This is a genomic window from Achromobacter sp. ACM04 (assembly GCF_014851465.1).
Lineage (GTDB): Bacteria > Pseudomonadota > Gammaproteobacteria > Burkholderiales > Burkholderiaceae_B > Achromobacter > Achromobacter aegrifaciens.
The window spans coordinates 1-19,211 of sequence record NZ_JACUZS010000006.1; the positions used below are offsets into that span (position 1 = coordinate 1).

The 19,211-nt window shown below is 66.8% G+C and carries 19 protein-coding genes; 5 read left to right on the forward strand and 14 right to left on the reverse strand.

The window, feature by feature from the left end:
- Window positions 1-283 precede the first annotated feature (283 nt).
- The 4 genes from IB259_RS28405 to IB259_RS28420 all read right to left on the reverse strand — a co-directional run bounded on the left by IB259_RS28405 (window position 284) and on the right by IB259_RS28420 (window position 2,826).
- Window positions 284-1,024, reverse strand: coding sequence for an aldolase (locus IB259_RS28405; protein ID WP_054451191.1), 741 nt, complete (start codon window positions 1,022-1,024; stop codon window positions 284-286).
- Window positions 1,025-1,082: 58 nt separating this feature from the next.
- Window positions 1,083-1,487: a YchJ family metal-binding protein gene (locus tag IB259_RS28410; protein ID WP_192330756.1), complete on the reverse strand. Its 405-nt coding sequence runs from the start codon at window positions 1,485-1,487 to the stop codon at window positions 1,083-1,085.
- 21 nt (window positions 1,488-1,508) lie between these two features.
- Window positions 1,509-1,781 (reverse strand): GNAT family N-acetyltransferase, encoded by a 273-nt coding sequence (locus IB259_RS28415; protein WP_054451193.1) that lies wholly within the window; start codon window positions 1,779-1,781, stop codon window positions 1,509-1,511.
- 94 nt (window positions 1,782-1,875) lie between these two features.
- Complete coding sequence (locus IB259_RS28420) at window positions 1,876-2,826, reverse strand: 3-hydroxyacyl-CoA dehydrogenase NAD-binding domain-containing protein (protein WP_175161779.1); 951 nt, start codon at window positions 2,824-2,826, stop codon at window positions 1,876-1,878.
- Between the two features lie 119 nt (window positions 2,827-2,945).
- Here IB259_RS28420 and IB259_RS28425 point away from each other — a divergent pair, with 119 nt between their 5' ends.
- Entirely contained in the window at window positions 2,946-3,578 is a 633-nt protein-coding gene (locus tag IB259_RS28425; RefSeq protein WP_054451195.1) for a hypothetical protein, read from the forward strand.
- A gap of 46 nt (window positions 3,579-3,624) precedes the next feature.
- On the opposite strand, the gene IB259_RS28430 is transcribed toward IB259_RS28425, so the two are convergent.
- Window positions 3,625-5,025: an MFS transporter gene (locus IB259_RS28430; RefSeq protein WP_192330758.1), complete on the reverse strand. Its 1,401-nt coding sequence runs from the start codon at window positions 5,023-5,025 to the stop codon at window positions 3,625-3,627.
- 114 nt (window positions 5,026-5,139) lie between these two features.
- Between IB259_RS28430 and IB259_RS28435 the strand changes: the two genes are divergently transcribed.
- Both IB259_RS28435 and IB259_RS28440 read left to right on the forward strand, forming a co-directional pair.
- Window positions 5,140-6,009 (forward strand): LysR family transcriptional regulator, encoded by an 870-nt coding sequence (locus IB259_RS28435; protein WP_175161783.1) that lies wholly within the window; start codon window positions 5,140-5,142, stop codon window positions 6,007-6,009.
- 89 nt (window positions 6,010-6,098) lie between these two features.
- A complete protein-coding gene (locus IB259_RS28440; RefSeq protein WP_175161785.1) occupies window positions 6,099-7,514 on the forward strand; it encodes an amidase family protein in 1,416 nt (471 codons plus the stop codon).
- A 53-nt stretch (window positions 7,515-7,567) separates the two neighbouring features.
- Here IB259_RS28440 and IB259_RS28445 read toward each other — a convergent pair whose 3' ends face one another.
- The 9 genes from IB259_RS28445 to IB259_RS28485 form a co-directional block, all read right to left on the reverse strand.
- Complete coding sequence (locus tag IB259_RS28445; protein WP_175182086.1) at window positions 7,568-8,356, reverse strand: 2-keto-4-pentenoate hydratase; 789 nt, start codon at window positions 8,354-8,356, stop codon at window positions 7,568-7,570.
- A gap of 4 nt (window positions 8,357-8,360) precedes the next feature.
- The gene (locus IB259_RS28450) at window positions 8,361-8,738 is read right to left on the reverse strand and encodes a hypothetical protein (RefSeq protein ID WP_175161796.1); all 378 of its coding nucleotides are present in this window, start codon (window positions 8,736-8,738) and stop codon (window positions 8,361-8,363) included.
- Between the two features lie 138 nt (window positions 8,739-8,876).
- Window positions 8,877-10,157, reverse strand: coding sequence for a glutamate-5-semialdehyde dehydrogenase (locus IB259_RS28455; protein ID WP_192330760.1), 1,281 nt, complete (start codon window positions 10,155-10,157; stop codon window positions 8,877-8,879).
- A gap of 115 nt (window positions 10,158-10,272) precedes the next feature.
- A complete protein-coding gene (gene holA / locus IB259_RS28460) occupies window positions 10,273-11,328 on the reverse strand; it encodes a DNA polymerase III subunit delta (protein WP_054451201.1) in 1,056 nt (351 codons plus the stop codon).
- Window positions 11,329-11,991 (reverse strand): LPS assembly lipoprotein LptE, encoded by a 663-nt coding sequence (lptE, locus tag IB259_RS28465; protein ID WP_192330762.1) that lies wholly within the window; start codon window positions 11,989-11,991, stop codon window positions 11,329-11,331.
- Between the two features lie 11 nt (window positions 11,992-12,002).
- Complete coding sequence (gene leuS, locus IB259_RS28470) at window positions 12,003-14,660, reverse strand: leucine--tRNA ligase (RefSeq protein ID WP_192330764.1); 2,658 nt, start codon at window positions 14,658-14,660, stop codon at window positions 12,003-12,005.
- 85 nt (window positions 14,661-14,745) lie between these two features.
- Window positions 14,746-15,966 (reverse strand): MFS transporter, encoded by a 1,221-nt coding sequence (locus IB259_RS28475; RefSeq protein ID WP_192330765.1) that lies wholly within the window; start codon window positions 15,964-15,966, stop codon window positions 14,746-14,748.
- A 41-nt stretch (window positions 15,967-16,007) separates the two neighbouring features.
- Entirely contained in the window at window positions 16,008-16,520 is a 513-nt protein-coding gene (locus IB259_RS28480; RefSeq protein ID WP_054451205.1) for a MarR family winged helix-turn-helix transcriptional regulator, read from the reverse strand.
- A 154-nt stretch (window positions 16,521-16,674) separates the two neighbouring features.
- Entirely contained in the window at window positions 16,675-17,145 is a 471-nt protein-coding gene (locus IB259_RS28485) for an HU family DNA-binding protein (protein WP_054451206.1), read from the reverse strand.
- Between the two features lie 304 nt (window positions 17,146-17,449).
- Between IB259_RS28485 and IB259_RS28490 the strand changes: the two genes are divergently transcribed.
- Together IB259_RS28490 and IB259_RS28495 are read left to right on the forward strand one after the other, a co-directional pair.
- Window positions 17,450-18,610: a D-alanyl-D-alanine carboxypeptidase family protein gene (locus IB259_RS28490; RefSeq protein ID WP_082400716.1), complete on the forward strand. Its 1,161-nt coding sequence runs from the start codon at window positions 17,450-17,452 to the stop codon at window positions 18,608-18,610.
- A gap of 12 nt (window positions 18,611-18,622) precedes the next feature.
- Entirely contained in the window at window positions 18,623-19,171 is a 549-nt protein-coding gene (locus IB259_RS28495) for a hemerythrin domain-containing protein (RefSeq protein WP_119451009.1), read from the forward strand.
- Window positions 19,172-19,211: the final 40 nt, after the last annotated feature.

The window sequence follows — 19,211 nt, forward strand, 5'->3', positions numbered from 1 at the left end:
TCCCGAACAGGACAGTGAAACGACTTTGCGCCGATGATAGTGGACGGACGTCTGTGAAAGTAGGTCATCGTCAAGCTTTTATTCCGCAGAACCCCACAGGTAACCCCTGTGGGGTTTTGTCTTTGTGGCGACCGAATGTATTGCGCTCGGGATCTCTCGTGCGATACCACCAGCCGCAGTCCCAATGAAAAACCCCTCGCAGGAATATCCTGCGAGGGGTTTTGTTTTTGCGGCGCTCAGGTAAAAGCTTTTGAGCCAAAGCGGTAAAGCAGCTCAAGAGCGGCTAAGGCAATTGGCGCCGCAAAGCGGCGAAGAACAGTTCGGATTGCAGGCGTTCGCCTTGGACCTGTGCGGCCACCTTGGCCGCCAGGTCAGGGTTGACCGGCAGCAGCGGGCGTCCCGTTGATTGCGCAAGCACCTGGGCGGTACAGGCGCGCTCGAGGAAGAACAGATCGTCATAGGCATAGTCCAGTCTTTCCCCGCAGACTACGACGCCATGGTTGCCGAGGAAGACCACGTCTGCGCCCTGCATCGCATGGGCGATGCGTTCGCCTTCGCTGACGTCCAGCGCCAGGCCGTTGTAGTGTTGGTCGATTGCCAGGCGGCCGTGAAAGCGCATGGCGTTTTGCGACAGCGTGGTGTCGAGCGCGCGATCCGAGGTAAGGGTCAAGGCCGTGGCGTAGGGCATGTGCGTGTGCAGCACACAGGCCTTGCCGGCGATGCGGTGGATGGCGGCATGGATGAACATGGCCGTGGGCTCGACTGCATGCCGGCCGGCGAGCTTGTTGCCTTGGGCATCGATCAGCACGATGTCGTCCGCTTGTACCTCATGCCACATCAATCCGCGGGGATTGAGGAGGAAATGCTCCGAGTCGCCGGGCAGGGCCACGCTGAAGTGATTGCAGACGCCTTCGCCCAGACCATGCGCGGCTGCCGCCCGTAATGCGAGCGCAAGGTCGGCGCGCAGTGCCGCGACAGGTTCTGCGTGAAATAGCGCTTCGGCGTGGCGAGGATCCTGGTTCATGTCTGCCTTTTCTGATGTCTGGGTTTGTTAGGCCTGGTGCGGAACTGCCGGACCAGGATCAGTACAGGTCGCCATCCACATAGAACCACTGGCCGTCTTCGCGCACGAAGCGGCTGAGTTCGTGCAGGCGGTGGGCGCGGCCGGCCTGGCGGCTGCGGGCGACGAATTCCACCGTGGCGTGCTCGGGGTCTTGGCTGCGTGTCTGCTTGATCGCCAGACCCAGCCATTTCAGGCCGGGCGGATTGGGCTCGAGCGCGCTGGGACGGGTGCTGGGGTGCCAGGTCGCCAACAGATAGGGCAGGTTGTCCAGCACGAAGGCGCTGTAGCGCGAGCGCATCAGCGCCTCGGCGGTGGGCGCTTGCATGGCTTGCGGGCCTTCGTGCCAGCGCCCGCAGCATTCGGAATAGGGCTTGGGACCGCCGCAGGGACAGGCTGTGGAAGGGAGCTTGGATTGCTTGGTCACGGTGCGAAATGCCGACAGGGTTCAGGCCAGCAGATCGCTGTACTCAGGGTGGCGGCGAATGTAGGCGTCGGCGTAGGAGCACAAGGGCCGCACTTTCCAACCCCGGGCGCGGGCGTCGTCCAGCGCATATTTGGTCAGCGCAGCGGCGATGCCGCGTCCGCCCACCTGGCTGGGCACGCCGGTGTGCGTGATTGCCATGGTGCTGCCTTGCAACTGGTAGTCGAGCACGCACAGGACGCCATCGACGGTGGCGGTGTAGCGGGAAAGGGCGCTGTCATGTGTTACGGAAATCATATGGAGCAATCCTGCTATGGCAGAGGGCAGGCGCAGTGGCCGGCCGGTATTGAGGGATATGGCGCATTCCAGCCCGCTGCGGGCAGCCGCCGTTTCAGCGCTGCAGTGCTTTCAGCAGTGCGGTGAGTTGCGCATCGCGCTCCTGGACCAGGTCGGCGATGCTGCGCTCGCCTGCTTCGGCGTTGACGCCCGCGATCAGGCGCTGTTGCAGTTCGGGGGTGACTTCCGGCGCGCCGAGATCGTCCCACCAGGTCTGGACTGGGCCCAGCAAGTGGTCCATGAAATTGGCCAGCCCGCCCGCGCCGCCGCCCAGGTTGAAGGTCATGTGCGGGCCGAACAGCGCCCAGCGCAGGCCCGGGCCTTGCGACACGGCGGCGTCGATATCGGCCACGCTGGCGACGTTTTCGGCCGCCAGGTGTATGGCTTCGCGCCATAGCGCAGCCTGCAGCCGGTTGGCGATGTGGCCGGGGACTTCCTTGTTCAAGCGGATGGGGTACTTGCCCAGGCTGCGGTAGAAGGCGATGCAACGATCGATGGTGTCGGCCGAGGTTTGTTCGCCGCCGACCACTTCGACCAGCGGAATCAGGTGCGGCGGATTGAACGGATGCCCGATGACAAAGCGCGAGGCATGGCGGCACTGCGATTGCAGGCGGCTCATGATGAGGCCGGAGGAGCTGGACGCGACGATGACCTGCGGCGGCAGCACGGCGTCCATGCGCGCAAAGAGGGCAGTCTTGAAGTCTTCGCGCTCGGGCGCGTTTTCCTGCACGAAGTCCGCGCCGGCCAGCGCGGCCTCCAGGTCAGGCTCGAAGCGCAGCGCATCAGCGGAGGCGCCGGGCAGCACGTGTCCAAGTTCCGCCAGCACGGGCCATGCTGCCTGTACGCGGGCGCGCGTCAGCGTTTCGGCGTCGGCGGCGGGATCGCTGACGACGACCTCAAGGCCGCGGGCGAGGAACAACGCAGCCCAACTGGCGCCTATGGTGCCGGCGCCGACGACGGCGACGCGGCGGATGGCGGGCGGGTTGGACGTGGCAGGGCTGGACATGCGGGTCTCCTGTGAGCACGGATAGGAGCATTGTGAAGCAAACGCCGGCCCGTTGCCACGCGCATGCCGCGCGGGCAAGATAGCGGCTCCCTTTGACCTCCAGAATCCAGGAGTCCTGCATGAACGCGACGCCAGCCTCCCGATCCGCCGTGCCGTATTTTTGCCAGTGGGAGTCGGCGCATCGGGCCAGCGAAATCATCCAGGGCACGCTGGCCCTGGCCGATGACCCGGCCTGGCGCGGCTCGGGCGCGCGCGACGTGGATGAGTACGCGCGCTGGGCCAGCCACGTCTGCGGCATGGCCTGCCTGAAGATGGTGCTGGCGGCCCGCGACGGGCGGCAGTATCCGACGTTGGAGCTGGCGCGGGGCAGCTTGGCTTACGGCGCCTATACGGTGGAAGGCGAACAGATCAAGGGCATGATCTACGCGCCGTTCGTGCGCTACGTGGACGAGGCATTCGGCCTGGCGGCGCGCGTGCATGTCGATCTGCGCGCGGACGAACTGCCTGGATTGATGTCCCAAGCCGCCTATTTCATGGCGTCGGTGCATCCCTGGATACGCTGGCCCGAGCGGCAACCGCCCAGGAAGGGCGGGCACCTGGTGCTGGTGACTCGCGCAACGCCGGACTCGGTGACCTTCCACAATCCTTCGGGGGAGCCCGGCACGCAGGCCGATGTCGAATTGCCGCTGGCCGTCTTCGACGAATTTTTCGCGGGGCGTGGCGTGGCGATACTCCCCGCCGCGAACGTTTGAGCGCTGCGGCCTTCATGGCCTGTGAAGGCCGCAGCCTTGCCCGCGTTCAGGCATTGCGCGCGCGTTGCAGGTAGCGCCATGCAAGCACGGCAGCGAGCAGATAGCCTGAGGTGATGACGATGTAGGCCGCGGGCAGGCTGGCGCTCCATTGCGGCAGCAAATGCAGGATGGTGCCCATCAACGCGACGCCTACCAGCGCGCCGGATTGGCGGTTGGCATTCAGGGCGGCGGCGGCGCTGTTGGCGTGGCTCTTGCCCGAGACCTGCATGACCACGCTGGTCATGGCGGGAACGGCGACGCCCACGCCCAGATTGGCCACTGCGACGATGACGGCGAACGGCCAGTAGGCCATGTCCGGCGAGAACATGACGATTCCCGCGGCGCTCATGGCAGCGGCCAACGATACCCCGCCCAGCAGCGCCGCTGGCACGTTCCAGCGCGCCGATACCCGGCTGGACAATAGATTGCCCAAGGAGAACACGGCCAGCATGGGCACCAGCTGCAGGCCGGTCTCCAATGCGTCCGCGCCGCGTGCATGCTGCAGGAACAGGCTGAGCAGGAAGAGCTGGCCGTAGGCTGCCAGATTGATCAGAAAGCCGACGCCGTTGGCTGCCGCGAAGTGCGCGGTGGCGAACAGGGCGCGCGGGATGATGGGGTCGGCATGGCGGCACTCGCGCCGCACCAGCAGCAGGGCGGCGGCCGCGCAGAGGACCACCGTGCCCAGTATGAGGTTGGAGGACCAGCCGTAGGCGTTGCCCTGGATCAGCACGAAGCACAGCGAGGACAAGGCGATCACGCCCAGCAGGTGGCTCAGCGGATTGAGGGCGCGCGGGCGGCGCGCAACCGCCTGGATGCGGCGTCGCGCCAGCCACAATCCGGCCAATCCCAGCGGGATATTGATGAGGAAGATCCCGCGCCAGCCAAATTGGTGGATCAGCACGCCGCCCAGGAGCGGGCCGGCAGCGCCTGCCACCGCCACGATCGCGGACCAGGCGGCCAGCATGCGGTTGCGCACCTGATCGTCGTCGTAGGCATGGGTCAGCAGGCTGAGGGAACTCGGCATGAACAGGGCCGCGCCCAGCCCCTGCAGCATGCGGGCCAGGATCAGCATGTCCGCGTTGGGCGCCAGGCCGCAGAGCAGGGACGCCAGGGTAAAGACGCCCAAACCGGCCAGGTAGATCGTCTTGGCGCCATAGCGGTCGGCCAGCGCTCCTGCCACCAACAGCAGCGCCGCGAAAGTGAGGGTGTAGCCGTCCACGATCCAGACCAGATCCGTCAGGGGAACGGTGAACTGCACTGCGATGCTGGGCAGGGCGACGTTGACGACGGTGACGTCCAGCATCGCCATGACGAAGCCGATGGCCAGCGTGACTAGCGGCAGCAGGCCGGCCGCGGCGGGTTTGGCGGCCAGCGAGGGCGCGGTGAGGTTGGGGCAGGCGGAACTCATGGCTGATGGTGTGGCGAGGCTGTCGAGGACTGAAGCTTAGACCTCTGCTTTGATGCAAAAAAGCCGAATAATTGCTTTATAGTGATGCAAAAATGCATCCTTAGGGCGAACGCGATGGACTGGGACAACGCCAGGATCTTCCTGGCCATCTACCGGGTGGGAACCCTGCGGGGCGCCGCCGCGCTGCTGCAGATCGACCAGGCAACCGCCGGGCGCAGGCTGGCGGCGCTGGAGTCCTCGCTGGACGCGCGGCTGTTCCTGCGCACGCCGGGTGGATACGTGCCCACGGCGGCCGGCGAACTGGCGTTCGCGGCCGCGGAGCGCATGGAGCAGGCGGCGGACCAATTGCAGCGCCAGATGCAGGGGCTGGATCATCGCCTGTCCGGCGTGGTGCGCGTGGCGACCTCGGAAACCGTGGCCAGCTACTACATCATGGAAGCGGTGCGGCGCGTGCATGCCCAGCACCCCGACATCCGCGTGGTGCTGTCCACGGCCATCCAGATCAGCAACCTGACGCGCCGCGAGGCTGACCTGGCGATACGGAACATCAAGCCGGACAACCCCGATTTGATACACCGGCACCTGACGCGCAAGGAGGTCGGGCTGTACGCTTCGCGCGCCTACCTGGCTGCGCATGGCGAGCCGCGGCCGGGCACTGCGTTCGCGGGGCACACGCTGGTGACGTACCAGCAAGCGGTGCTGCCGGGCTGGTCCGACACGTTTTGCGGCGAGCCCACGGGCAACGGCCGCATCGGCGTGGAGCTGAACTCCGGCCTGATGATCCTCGAGGCGGTCGCGGCCGGGCTGGGCATCGGCGAGGTGCCCACGCACATGGCGCCGGGGTATCCCGAGCTGGTACGTATCTGGCCGACGCGCAGCGAACCCTACGATTTGTGGTTGGTGATGCACGGCGACCTGAACCGCACGGCGCGCGTGCGCGCCGTGGCCGACGCGATAGTCGAGGTCTTCGAGGAGGACGAGTAGCGTTCCGGGCCGGCGGCGGCTTGTGGGCAGGCGCGGCAGGCGCTAAGGTTTGCCTGATCTTCCATGCAACCATGATTCAGGAGTCGCGCGTGTCCGATCTTTGGCGTTTGTCCGCAGTTGAGCTTGCCGCCCGCATCCGCAAGCGCGAGGTGTCCGCCCGCGAGGCCGCGCAAAGCGCGCTGGACCGGCTGGATGCCGTCAATCCCGCGATCAATGCCGTGGTGGACCACCGCCCGGACGATGTGCTGGCCCAAGCGGCGCAAGTGGATGCGATGCTTGCGCGCGGCGAAGACCCGGGGCCCTTGGCCGGCGTGCCCGTTACCGTGAAAATCAACGTGGACCAGGCGGGTTACGCCACGACCAATGGCGTGAACCTGCAGAAGGATGTGATCGCGGCGGAGAACAGCCCGGTCGTGGACAATCTGTTGCGCGCGGGCGCCGTGATCCTGGGCCGCACCAACACGCCCGCGTTTTCCTTGCGCTGGTTCACCGGCAATGCGCTGCATGGCGATACCTTGAACCCGCGCAATCCGGCGCTGACGCCCGGCGGCTCGTCGGGCGGCGCGGCTGCCGCGGTGGCGGCTGGCATCGGCCATCTGGCGCATGGCACGGATATCGCCGGCTCCATCCGCTATCCAGCCTATGCCTGCGGCGTGCATGGCCTGCGGCCGTCGCTGGGGCGCGTGGCGGCGTACAACGCGGCGCTGCCGGAACGCTCGATCGGGGGACAGTTGACCGCGGTGTCCGGCCCGCTGGGGCGCAGCATCGCAGATCTAAGACTGGGCCTGGCCGCGCTGGCGGCGCGGGATGTGCGCGATCCTTGGTGGGTGCCCGCTCCCCTGGTCGGGGCCGAGACGCCGCGCCGGGCCGCGCTGTGCCTGAATCCGGACGGCATGGACACCCAGCCCGCCGTGGTCAAGGCCTTGCAGGAAGCCGCCCGCCGGCTCAGCGAGGCAGGCTGGACGGTGGATACGCTGGATGCCGTGCCGCCGATGCAGGAGGCGGCGGACCTGCAGATCCGCATGTGGCTGGCCGATGGCTACGACGCCATGGTGGCAGCCGCGGAAAAAGAAGGCGACCGCGGAGCTCTGGTGGCGCTGGCTGGCCAGCGCGACAAGGCGGCGGGGGCCGACCTTGCGAGTTTTTCCGCCACGCTGACGCGGCGGGCTACGCTGACGCGCCTGTGGGAGTTGTTCTTCGCCGAGTATCCCGTGCTGTTGCTGCCCGTGTCGGCCGAGCTGCCGTTCCCTGACAAGCTCGATCTGCAAGGCGATGCCGCCTACGCGCGCGTCTGGCGCGCGCAGATGACGCAGATCGGCGTGCCGTTCATGGGTTTGCCAGGCCTGTCGGTGGCGATGGGCAGCGCGATGAGCGAGGCAGGCGCGAGCCCGGTGGGCGTGCAGGTGCTGGCGGGACGCTACCGCGAGGACCTGTGTCTGGATGTGGGGGAAATCATCGAGGCGGGCGCAGCGCCCATCGAGATCGCGCAGCCCGCGGCCCGCTAGTCCGCAAGGGCGGACCAGGCGGGCAGGGGACGGAAGTTCTGTGTGCGGCCGGGCTAGGGCTTGCTGAAGTGCAGGCGCAGGACGCCGAGGTCGCCGTAGGCGAGTTCGAGATCGCGGTTGGCGGGCACGTCCAGGAAGCCGGCATAGGAGCCGGTGATGACGTGCTGGCCGGCGCGTAGTCCCAGACCTTGTTCGCGCAGGAAATTGGCCAGCCAGTAGAGCCCGGCCTTGGGACGATCGTTCGGGTGGATGCCCGCGTGCTGCTCGGTTTCAACCCCGTCCACGGACAGCGTGATGCTCAAGGCGCCGGGGGCATCGTGCGGGGATGCGATGCGCGGACCCAGTACCAGCCCCTGGTTGAACATATGGTCGGCCAGGAGTTCCGGCAGGCTGGCATGTTCCGGAGCCGCATAACGGCAGCCCAGTACTTCCAAGGCCAGGCGCGCGCCGCCGATGGCCGCGTCCACTTCGGACTCGGTGTAGGGCTCGGGGCGCGCGGGCAGATCCCGGGCAATTTCGAACGCGATCTCGGGTTCGATGCGCACGGTCTGGGTCCGGGCCGCAACAGGGCCGGCTTCGGCGTACGCGATGGTCGAGGCATAGATCGGCGCGACCACGCTTTTCTCGGGCGTGGGCAAGGCGCTCTTCCAGGCGCCGATGTCGTCCTGATGCTTCTCGAGCAGCAGCTGCGCGGTGCGTTGCTGCACGGCGAAGGCCTGGTTCAGCGATTGGGGACGGCAGTCGGCGGGCAGGCGCGGGCCGGCGATGCCGGACTCGCGCGCGGCGACCAGATAGCGGGCCGCTTCGAGGCTGCCGGGATAGTCTTCGATTCTGATCTGCATGGGTTCAAGCTCCCAGGAACAGCATGATCCAGAGCACGATCATGGCGATCAGGCCGAGCCAGCACGAACCCCAGAAGCCGACGATCGGCCATTTCAGCGATAGCGGCGTCTTCTTCGGATCGACGTGGGAGAGCAGGTCGTTGGCGTTGCCGATCAGCCAGAAGCGCGTGCCGGGAAACATCAGGCGGAAAAAGTAATCCAGCATGATGGATGCCTGGATCGCAAGCGGATACTGATTGAATTGACGGTGCTGCAGGTACGGGTGCTTCAATTTGGCGTTGATCTGCTTGCTCTTGAAGAACAGCACGACGCCGCTGAGCGTGCATGTGATGAAGCACAGCAGGAAGAGGCTGAAGGCCATGGCCATCGCGGGTGAGTACATGGGGATCTCAGGAAGACGCGGCGCGCCGCGTTCGGATGAAAAGAATGCCTGCGGAAAACTGCTGGCCGTATTGTAGAAGGCTTGCCGCGGCCCCGTGTTCAGGGCCGCGTCAGTCTGCGTGCAGTCGGAGGCTCGGGATCAGCCGCGCACCTGGCCTTCGCCGCTGAGCACCCACTTCAGCGTGGTCAGGCCTTCCAGGCCGACCGGGCCGCGCGCGTGCAGGCGGTTCGTCGAGATGCCGATCTCGGCGCCCAGGCCGTATTCGAAACCGTCCGCAAAGCAGGTCGGCAGGTTGACGTACACCGAGCTGGAGTCGACCTCGCGCTGGAAGCGCTGTGCGGCGGACAGGTCCTCGGTGACGATGGCGTCGGTATGGCCCGAGCCCCAGCGCGCGATGTGCTCGATGGCGTCGTCCAGCGTGTCGACGATGCGCACCGCCAGGATGGGACCCAGGTACTCCGTGGCCCAGTCTTCTTCCGTGGCCGGTTTGGTGTGGGGCAGCAAGGCCAGCGTGCGGGGGCAGCCGCGCAATTCGACGCCGTGCTCGGTGAGGGCCGCGGCCAGGCTGGGCAGGATGGAAACGGCGGCGACCGCGTCGACCAGCAGCGTTTCCATGGCGCCGCAGATGCCGTAGCGGTAGGTCTTGGCATTGAAGGCGATGGCGTGCGCCTTGTCCGGATCGGCCGCCGCGTCGATATAGACGTGGCAGTTGCCGTCCAGGTGCTTGATGAGCGGCACGCGCGCCTCTTGCGACAGGCGGGCGATCAGCCCCTTGCCGCCGCGCGGCACGATGACGTCGATGTGCTCGGTCATGGTGATGAGCTTGCCGACGGCGGCGCGGTCGGCCGTGGCGACGACCTGCACCGCGTCCTGCGGCAGCCCTGCGGCGGCCAGGCCGGTCTGCACGATGCGGCCCAGCGCGATGTTGGAATGCAGGGCTTCGCTACCGCCGCGCAGGATGGCGGCGTTGCCGGACTTCAGGCACAGCGCGGCCGCGTCGATGGTCACGTTGGGGCGGGATTCGTAGATGATGCCGATCACGCCCAGCGGCACGCGCATCTGCGCCACGCGCATGCCGTTGGGGCGTACGCTGGTGGCGGTGATGCTGCCGATGGGATCAGGCAGGGCGGCGATCTGGCGCAGGCCCTCGGCCATGTGCGCCAGTGTCTTGTCCGACAGGGTCAGGCGGTCTAGCAGCGCCGGCTCCAGGCCGTTGCTGCGCGCTGCGGCCAGGTCTTTTTCGTTGGCGGCCTTGAGTTCGTCGTGGCTGGCGGCCAGGGCGTCGGCCATGGCGAGCAGCGCCTGGTTCTTGGCGGCGCCGGTGGCGCGCATCATGGCGCGCGAGGCGCGGCGGGCGTTTTCGCCCAGGGTGAGCATGGCTTGTTCGATGGAGGACGTGGACATGGCAGCGTCGATCATGAGGATGGGGCGGCGCGGACGCCACCTGGAGATTCAGTGTATATCCGGCCGCGAGGCCGGGCGAATGCCAGCGCATGGGCTGGCGCGGGAGGCGAAGGCGGCGGCTATGCCGCCTTCACGGTCGTCCGCCGGCGGCGGCGACACGCAGCGCGAGCCGCGTCATTTCTTCCCAGGGATCGGACAGGCGTCCTGGCACCGACAGGCCCTTGATCAGGCGATCGACCTCATGGGCATGCTGCACGGCGGCCGGCCACACGTTCGGCTGCACCCGGTTCAGCGCCTGCAACGCCAGCCGCTCGTGCGCGCCGAAAATGCGCAGGCGGCGCATCAGGCCGTTGACGTCCTGGCCAAGGGCGCGCGCTTCGGCGATGCGGGCCAGCAGGCGGATTTCCTCGCCGACCGCCCATAGCACCAGCGGCAGCGCTTCGCCTTCGGCGCGCAGGCCGTCGATCATGCGGATGGTGCGGCCGGTGTCGCCGGCGAGCATGGCGTCGCGCAGGCCGAAGACGTCATAGCGCGCCACGTTCAGCACCGCGCGCTCCACGTCCTCCGCGGCCAGCTGGCCTTCGGGGTAGAGCAGGCCCAGCTTCTGGATTTCCTGGTGGGCGGCCAGCAGATTGCCTTCCACCTTGTCGGCCATCCATTGCAGGGTGGCGCCGTCGGCGCGCTGGTTCTGGCGCGCCAGCCGCATGCCGACCCAGGCGGGCAGGCGGCCGCGTTCGATGTTGGCGATGTCGACCATCATGCCGCCGCGGCTTAGGGCCTGCACCCAGCGGCTTTCGCGGGTGGCCTTGTCCAGGCGCGGCAGGGCGATCAGCACGAGCGTGTCCGGATCCGCCTGCTTCTCGGCCTGTTCGGCCAGCTTGGCCAGGGTGTCGGCGCCGGACTTGCCAGGCTTGCCCGTCGGGATCTTGATTTCAAGGATGCGGCGGTCGCCGAACAGCGACACGCTTTGTGTGGCGGCGGTGACCGAGCTCCAGTCGCTGCGCGCGTCCATGACCATGGACAGGCGGTCGGTGTAGCCCGCGTTACGGGCCGCGGCGCGCAGCGCGTCCACGGCCTCGGTCACGAGCAGGGGTTCGTCGCCGGACACCGTGTAGAGCGGCGCCAGGCGGTTGCCTGGCCGCTGCAGGTGCTCGGCCAGGCGATCCGCGTCCAGGGGCTGTGCCATTTAACGCAGGATGGCCGGATCGGTGGTGGACGGCGTCTGCCACGGCGCGGGCGTGCGCTTTTGTTCCGGCGTGGTCGGGTCGTACAGCGGGGTCTCGCCGTCTTCCGCGCGCTCTTCGGCATTCTCGAATGCATGGCGCACTTCCGGCGCGGTCATGCGGCGCAGCAGGCGGGACACCAGGTCGCGCTGCATGGCCCGGTACAACGTTTCGATCTGGCCTTGCTTGGCTTGCACCACCTGGTCGTCATAGGGCATTTCGCGGTAGATCGACAGCGTGGTGTCCGGGATCAGGGCGCGGCCCTTGGCATCGATGAGGCGGAACGTGTAGTTGATGCCGAGTTCGTATTCCTCGACACGGCCCTGGGCGTTCAGCGACACCTCTCGCAGGGTGCGAGTGTCGGCGACCTGCTGCAGGATGGCTTGCGCCTCCTTGGGGGTCGACACGAGCTTGGTGTTCGGCGAGGCCGCGCGCAGCGCGCGGCGCACGTCGGCGCCGAACTGCGTGGTGTCGGAAATGCCGACATACAGCGTATCGAACGGCATCGGCGTGACGCCACGCAAGGCGAAGCCGCAAGCGGAGAGCAGCATGAACAGCGCCAGGCAGGCGCCGCGCAGCAGCCAGGACTGGCGGGGGGAGTGCGTTTGTTGCCCGGCGAAGTACATGCTTGACCTCATCAGCCTACGACGTTGACCAGTTTGCCCGGAACCACGATGACGCGCTTGGGCGGACGGCCTTCCAGGAAGCGGGCGACCTCTTCCTGGGATGCCGCGAGCTTTTCGATGTCTTCCTTGGCGGCCTTGGCGGCCACGCGGATGGAGCCGCGCAGCTTGCCGTTGACCTGGAGCATCAGCTCGATCTCGTCGGCGACCAGCGCCGCCTCGTCCACGTGCGGCCAAGGCGCGTCGAGCAGGTCGCCCAGCTCGTGGGCGTAGCCCAGGTCGCGCCACAGGTGCCAGGTGATGTGCGGCACCACGGGATACAGCACGCGCAGCAGCACGCCCAGCGTTTCGGCGTAGGCGGCGTCCGCGGCTGCGCCTTCGGGCAGCTTGGCGTCGTCGATGGCGTTGAGCATCTTCATGCACGCCGACACGACGGTGTTGTACTGGATGCGCTGGTAGTCGTAGTCGGCTTGCTTGAGCAGGCCGTAGACCTCGCGGCGCAGATCCTTGACCGGGGCCGGTGCCTGCGCCCAGTCTGCGCCATGGGCCAGGCCGCGCGCGATGGCCTCGCGCTGGCCGTAGCTGATGGACCAGAGGCGGCGCAGGAAGCGGTTGGAGCCTTCGACGCCAGAGTCCGACCATTCGAGGGTCTGTTCCGGCGGGCTGGCGAACATGACGAACAGGCGGGCCGTGTCCGCGCCCAGCGTGTCGATCAGCGATTGCGGGTCGACGCCGTTGTTCTTGGACTTGGACATCGTGCCCACGCCGCCGTAGTTGATGGCGGAGCCGTCCGACTTCAGCTTGGCGCCGACGATGGCGCCGCGGTCGTCGTAGACGTTTTCGACGTCTTCTGGCCAGAAGTATTCGATGCCGCCCTGCGGCGTCTTGCGCGAGTAGATATGGTTCAGCACCATGCCCTGGCACAGCAGCTTGGTGAAGGGCTCGTCGAAGTTGAGCAAGCCCATGTCGCGCATGACCTTGGTCCAGAAGCGGGCGTACAGCAGGTGGAGCACCGCGTGTTCGATGCCGCCGATGTACTGGTCCATCGGCATCCAGTAGTCGTTGCGCGCGTCGACCATGGCGTTATCGTTGCCCGGCGAGGTGTAGCGCATGAAGTACCAGGACGAGTCCACGAAGGTGTCCATCGTGTCCGTTTCACGGCGCGCCGGCTTGCCGCACTTGGGGCAGGAGCAGGACAGGAACGCCTCGTTCTTGGCCAGCGGATTGCCGCTGCCGTCCGGGATGAGGTCGTCGGGCAGGACCACCGGCAGGTCTTTTTCCGGAACCGGGACCGGGCCGCAATCCGCGCAGTGGATGATGGGGATGGGGGTGCCCCAATAGCGCTGGCGCGAGATGCCCCAGTCGCGCAGGCGCCAGGTGGTCTGCTTTTCGCCCAGGCCTTGCGCGCCCAGGTCGACGGCGATGGCGTCGACCGCTTCCTTGTGGGAGAGGCCGTCGTACTTGCCCGAATTGATGGTGCGTCCGGCTTGCTTGTCGCCGTACCACTCCTGCCAGGCATTGGTGGAGTATTCCTTGCCGGCCACGTCCACGACCTGCACGATGGGCAGGTCATATTTCTTGGCGAAGGCGAAATCGCGCTCGTCATGCGCCGGCACGCCCATCACGGCGCCGTCGCCGTAGGTCATGAGCACGTAGTTGCCGACCCAGACCTGAACTTCGGCGCCCGTGACCGGGTGCGTGACGTACAGGCCCGTGGGCATGCCTTCCTTTTCGCGCGTGGCCATTTCGGCCTCGGTCGTGCCGCCCAGCTTGCATTGTTCGATGAACGCGGCCAGTTGCGGATTGGAGAGCGCGGCCTGCGTGGCCAGGGGGTGTTCCGGCGCCACGGCGCAGAAGGTCACGCCCATGATGGTGTCGGCGCGGGTGGTGAAGACGTACAGCTTGCCGTCCTGGATCAGCTGGCCGTCCTGGCCGGCGATCTTGTGCGGGAAAGCGAAGCGCAGGCCCTCGGACTTGCCGATCCAGTTTTCCTGCATCAGGCGCACGCGCTCGGGCCAGCCGGGCAGGTCGTTCTGGACGGCGCCCAGCAGTTCGTCGGCGTAATCGGTGATGCGCAGGTAGTAGCCGGGGATCTCGCGCTTTTCGACCAGCGCGCCCGAGCGCCAGCCGCGGCCGTCGATGACCTGTTCATTGGCCAGCACGGTCTGGTCCACCGGGTCCCAGTTGACGACCTGGGTCTTGCGGTAGGCGACGCCCTTTTCCAGCATCTTGAGGAACAGCCACTGGTTCCACTTGTAGTACTGGGGATCGCAGGCGCACATTTCGCGCGACCAGTCGATCGCCAGGCCCATCGCCTTCATCTGCTTCTTCATGTAGGCGATGTTGTCGTACGTCCACTTCGCCGGCGGCACCTTGGACTTGATGGCGGCGTTTTCCGCCGGCATGCCGAAGGCGTCCCAGCCCATGGGCATCAGAACGTTGTAGCCGCGCATGCGCAGCTGACGGGCCATCATGTCGTTGATGGTGTAGTTGCGCACGTGGCCCATGTGCAGCTTGCCGCTGGGGTAGGGCAGCATGGAGCAGGCGTAGAACTTCGGCTTTTCGGAGCCGTCGGCGTTCTTGGCGTGTTCGTGGACCAGGTAGACGTCGCGCGCCTGCCAGTCTTGGTGGGCGGCTGCTTCGACGGTATTGGGGAGGTAACGTTCCTGCATGGGCTCGTGCACGATGGCAAAAAAAGGGTGAGCCGCCTCGCCGCGCGGGCGCGGAGGCGGCCAAAACCCCTGATTATAGGAGGTGCTAGGCGCGGGCAGGGGACGGAGCCGTTTCGGGGATGCGCGCGCTGGGCGCCAGGGCGCCATAAGCCAGCGTAATCACCCCGAGGACGGCGCCCGCCGTGACCACGCCGGGCCAGCCAAAATGGGCGTACAGCCAGGACGATACCAGCGAACCGGATGCGCCGCCGATGAAGTAGCTGGTCATGTAGCCGGCCGTCAGCCGGCTGCGCGCTTCGGGGCGCAGGCGGTAGAGGGCGCTGCTGTTGGTGACGTGCACGCCCTGGATCGCGAGATCCTGCACCAGGATGCCCACCAGCAGGGCCAGCACCGACACCTGGCCGAAGGCGATCAGTCCCCAGGAACCCAGCAGCAACAGCAGTCCGACGCGGGTGGCGAGGTTGCCCAGGCCGCGGTCGGCAAGGCGGCCGAAGCGGTTGGCGGCGTAGGCCCCTGCGGCGCCCGCCAGGCCGAACAGGCCGATGGTGGTGTTGCTGTATTGATAGGGAGGGCTGGCCAGCAGGAAGGTCAGCGGCGTCCACAGCATGCTGAAGGCGGCGAACAGCAGGCCGCCCAGCAGCGAGCGGGCGCGGAACAGCGGTTCCTCGACGAACATGCGCAGGATGGAGCCCAGCAGGCGCGGGTAGCTCAGCCCGGCCGGACTCTGGTGGCGCGGCAGCAGGCGCCACAGGGCCGCGGACATGATCAGCATCAGGATGGCCGCCACCCAGTACACGGTGCGCCAGCTACCCAGGTCGGCGAGCGCGCCGGCGACGGTGCGGGCCAGCAGGATACCCAGCAGCAGTCCGCTCATGACCGTGCCCACGGCCTTGCCCCGCTCATGCGGCGCGGCCAGCGTCGCGGCGAAAGGCACCAGGATCTGGGCCACCACGGACAGCATGCCCGTCAGCGCCGTACCCAGGATCAGCACGCCGATATTGGGGGCGAAGGCGGAAATCAGCAGGCCACCCGAGGACAGCAGGTTCATCAGCACGATCAGGCTGCGCCGTTCGAACATGTCGCCCAGGGGCACGAGCAGCATCAGGCCCACCGCATAGCTCAGCTGCGCGGTGGTGACGATGCTGCCCGCCGTGGCGCTGGACAGCGAGAATTGCTCGCTGATCGTATGCAGCAGCGGCTGCGCGTAATAGTTGCTGGCGACGGCGAGGCCGGTCGCGACCGACATCAGCAGGAGGATGGGTGCGGTCAGGACCGGCGTCTGGGAGGACTGGGTAGCGGAAGTCATGGATCGGGATCGGGGATGATGGCTGCGGAAGAGGGCTCGGCTCAGGCGCCGATGCCGCCAGGCGTTTCCTGGTCCTGCTTGATCAGCAGCTTCCTGAGGAGGCCGGCCAGTTGCTTGCGCTCGGCTGCGGACAGCGGTTCAAGCAGTTCATTGAGGTCCTTCAGGTAGTCCTTCAGCACCAGCTTGATGGTGCGCAAGCCTTCGGCCGTGAGCGACACGATGACGCCGCGCCGGTCTTCCGGATTGGGGCTGCGCGTGAGCAGGCCGGCCTGCTCCAGGCGGTCGAGCCGGTTGGTCATGGCGCCGGAGGTCAACAGCAGGGCCTCCACCAGCTTCTGCGGATTCAGCGCGTAGGGCGAGCCGCTGCGGTACAGCGTGGCCAGCACGTCGAATTCGCCCTGGTGCAGGTCGTAGTTGCGGAAGCTGCGGTTCACGTTGCGCGCGGCCAGCGCGTTCAGACGGAACACACGGGTGACGACGGACATGGCGGCGAAGTCCTGGGCGGGACATTCGGCGGTCCATTGGGAGATCACCAGATCGACGAGGTCATTCATGGGTGCATGGGATTTATTTTTACGTGAAGTATCTTAACATGAAGATAAATTGGAAAAAGCCGACCTATGCGTCGTGCAGGCCGGCCGCGGCAAAAAAGAAGGGCCCGCCTCTTGCGAGGCGGGCCCTTCCGGCTTGACCGGAACTACGCGCGAATTACTGCGCGGCGTCCTTCAGCTTCTTGAGCGGGCGAACCTTCACCTTGACCGAAGCCGGCTTGGCGGGGAACCAGCGCTCTTCACCGGTGAACGGATCCTTGCCGAAGCGCTTGGCCTTGGCCGGAACCTTCTGCACGGCAACCTTGAACAGGCCGGGCAGCGTGAATTCGCCAGCGCCCTTCTTGTCCACGGAGCCCAGCACCGAGGTTTCCAGGCTGGCCAGGACGGCCTTGACCGACTTGGCTTCAACGCCCGATTGCTCAACGATGTAGGCGATCAGCTGGGTCTTGTTCAGGGCGGCCTTGATGGCCTTGGGGGCAGCAGCGACCTTCTTGGCGGCGACGACCTTCTTGACGGCCGGCTTTGCAGCGGGCTTCACAGCGGGTTTGGCAGCAGTTGCCTTCTTTGCGGGCGCCTTGGCGGCGGGCTTGGTGACTTTCTTGGCAGGAGCTTTTGCTTTCGTGGCCATGGTCAAAATCCGTATGTTGAGGTCATGGAGCAGCGCGCGCCGGGTATCGGCGTTTGACGCTACGCGGCCGATGATAGCGGAAGAGTGGCGATTAATGCGGTTTTCTAGCGGGTTTTTGGCCCTTGTTTGTTGTTTTCGACACAGAAAGTGCTTTGTAGAAGGGCTCCAGCAAGATGTCGTGACATTCATCGCGCATCTTTTCAGATGCCTGCGGCACTGAACCAACTGCGCCGGGCATGTTCCAATTGCGTGCCCTGCGCGAGACCCGCGCGGGAAAAACCAAGCATGGAAGCGAAGCAGTCATATGTTGATGAAGAAGTTGGCGGCGAGCCTGATCGTCGCGGCCGCGTGCATGTCGGGCGCCGTGGCGCAGACGGTGCCCGCGCCGGCCCTGTCGGCCAAGGCCTGGCTCTTGCTGGACGAGACCAGCGGACAGGTGATCGCGTCGCATGCGGCGACGACCCGGATCGAGCCCGCGTCCCTGACCAAGATCATGACGGCCTATGTCGTGTTCGAGGCGCTCAGCAAGAAAGAGCTGTCCGCGGCGCAAATGGTCACGGTGTCGACCCGCGCCTGGAAGGTGCCGGCGGGCAGCTCGAAGATGTTCCTGGAGCCGGGCTCGAAGGTGTCGGTGGACGATCTGCTGCGCGGCCTGATGATCCAGTCGGGCAACGACGCGGCCATCGCGCTGGCCGAAGCCGTGTCGGGCAGCGTCGAGGCCTTCGTGGCGCGGATGAACGACACCGCCGCCAGGCTCGGCCTGCACGCCACGCATTTCGCCAGCCCGCACGGCTTGCCCGATCCGGGGACCTACTCCACCGCCAGCGACCTGTCCATGCTGGCCACGCGTTTCATTCGCGATTATCCGCAGCTCTACAGGACCTACGATTCGGCCAAGCAGTTCACCTACAACAAGATCACGCAGCCGAACCGCAACCGCCTGCTGTGGCTGGATCCCAGCGTGGACGGGCTGAAGACCGGGCATACCGAATCGGCCGGCTATTGCATCGTCGCCACCGCGCAGCGTCCTAATGGCGCTGACCAGCGCCGCCTGATCACGGTGGTGGTGGGCACGGCGTCGGACAAGCTGCGCACGCAGGAAAGCCGCGAGTTGCTGGAGTGGGGCTTTCAGGGGTTCAATACCATCAAGCTGTACGCGCGCGGCCAGGCGGTCGCCACGCCCGAGGTATGGAAGGGCGAGCAGGACAGCCTGAAGGCCGGATTCGCGCGCGATGCCTACGTGACGGTGCCTGCGGGCGCCAAGGTCGAACCGGTCTGGACACCGCAGGATCCGCTGATTGCGCCGATCGCGGCCCAGTCCGCAGTGGGCGAGGTGCGTGTGCTGGTGGACGGCAAGCCCGCCATGCAGTTTCCGGTGGTGGCACTGGAACCGGTGGCCGAGGCCGGATTCGCGGGACGCGCGTGGGATTCCATCCGCTTGTGGTGGCGTGGCCACGCCGGATAACGGAGGTGTGCGATGGCGGTGAGCTTTCCTGGAGGCCCGGCCCCGGCGCCGGGCGCGGATGATCCCTTGGCTTTGCTGTCGGCCTGCCATGGCCGCATTTCCCGCCAGTGCGCGACCTTGGGGCGTCTTGCCGCGCACCTGCCGGTGCATGGCAGCGACGCCGCGGCTCAAACCGCGGCGGCCAGCGTCATGCGCTACTTCGATACCGCGGCCGCACACCATCACGAGGACGAGGAAGAGGACCTGTTTCCGGCCTTGATCGAATCCATGGCCGGCTCTGACGCCGTCTGTCTGCATGCGCTGGTGGACGGCCTGATGGCCGAGCACCGGCAGTTGGCGCGGCGCTGGGAGCCCTTGCGCCAGGCGCTCGCCGAGATCGCGGCGGGCCGCCAGGCCGAGCTGCCCGCCAGCCAGGTGCAGGATTTCTCCGATGCCTACGCCGCGCATATCCAGCGTGAGGAAAGCGAACTGCTGCCGATGGCGGCGCGGCTGATCCCGGACGATACGCTGGCCGGGATCGGGCAGGCCATGAAGGCGCGACGCGGCGGCGAGGCCGGCTGACGTTTCGGGCAAGGCGGGGATTGGCGCTACGATGGCCGCA

Coding starts and splice junctions, on each gene's coding strand:
- IB259_RS28405 (WP_054451191.1), bottom strand. CDS start 1,024: ATGAACCAGGATCCTCGCCACGCCGAAGCGCTATTTCACGCAGAACCT.
- IB259_RS28415 (WP_054451193.1), bottom strand. CDS start 1,781: ATGATTTCCGTAACACATGACAGCGCCCTTTCCCGCTACACCGCCACC.
- IB259_RS28420 (WP_175161779.1), bottom strand. CDS start 2,826: ATGTCCAGCCCTGCCACGTCCAACCCGCCCGCCATCCGCCGCGTCGCC.
- IB259_RS28425 (WP_054451195.1), top strand. CDS start 2,946: ATGAACGCGACGCCAGCCTCCCGATCCGCCGTGCCGTATTTTTGCCAG.
- IB259_RS28430 (WP_192330758.1), bottom strand. CDS start 5,025: ATGAGTTCCGCCTGCCCCAACCTCACCGCGCCCTCGCTGGCCGCCAAA.
- IB259_RS28435 (WP_175161783.1), top strand. CDS start 5,140: ATGGACTGGGACAACGCCAGGATCTTCCTGGCCATCTACCGGGTGGGA.
- IB259_RS28445 (WP_175182086.1), bottom strand. CDS start 8,356: ATGCAGATCAGAATCGAAGACTATCCCGGCAGCCTCGAAGCGGCCCGC.
- IB259_RS28450 (WP_175161796.1), bottom strand. CDS start 8,738: ATGTACTCACCCGCGATGGCCATGGCCTTCAGCCTCTTCCTGCTGTGC.
- IB259_RS28455 (WP_192330760.1), bottom strand. CDS start 10,157: ATGATCGACGCTGCCATGTCCACGTCCTCCATCGAACAAGCCATGCTC.
- holA (WP_054451201.1), bottom strand. CDS start 11,328: ATGGCACAGCCCCTGGACGCGGATCGCCTGGCCGAGCACCTGCAGCGG.
- lptE (WP_192330762.1), bottom strand. CDS start 11,991: ATGTACTTCGCCGGGCAACAAACGCACTCCCCCCGCCAGTCCTGGCTG.
- leuS (WP_192330764.1), bottom strand. CDS start 14,660: ATGCAGGAACGTTACCTCCCCAATACCGTCGAAGCAGCCGCCCACCAA.
- IB259_RS28475 (WP_192330765.1), bottom strand. CDS start 15,966: ATGACTTCCGCTACCCAGTCCTCCCAGACGCCGGTCCTGACCGCACCC.
- IB259_RS28480 (WP_054451205.1), bottom strand. CDS start 16,520: ATGAATGACCTCGTCGATCTGGTGATCTCCCAATGGACCGCCGAATGT.
- IB259_RS28485 (WP_054451206.1), bottom strand. CDS start 17,145: ATGGCCACGAAAGCAAAAGCTCCTGCCAAGAAAGTCACCAAGCCCGCC.
- IB259_RS28490 (WP_082400716.1), top strand. CDS start 17,450: ATGTTGATGAAGAAGTTGGCGGCGAGCCTGATCGTCGCGGCCGCGTGC.
- IB259_RS28495 (WP_119451009.1), top strand. CDS start 18,623: ATGGCGGTGAGCTTTCCTGGAGGCCCGGCCCCGGCGCCGGGCGCGGAT.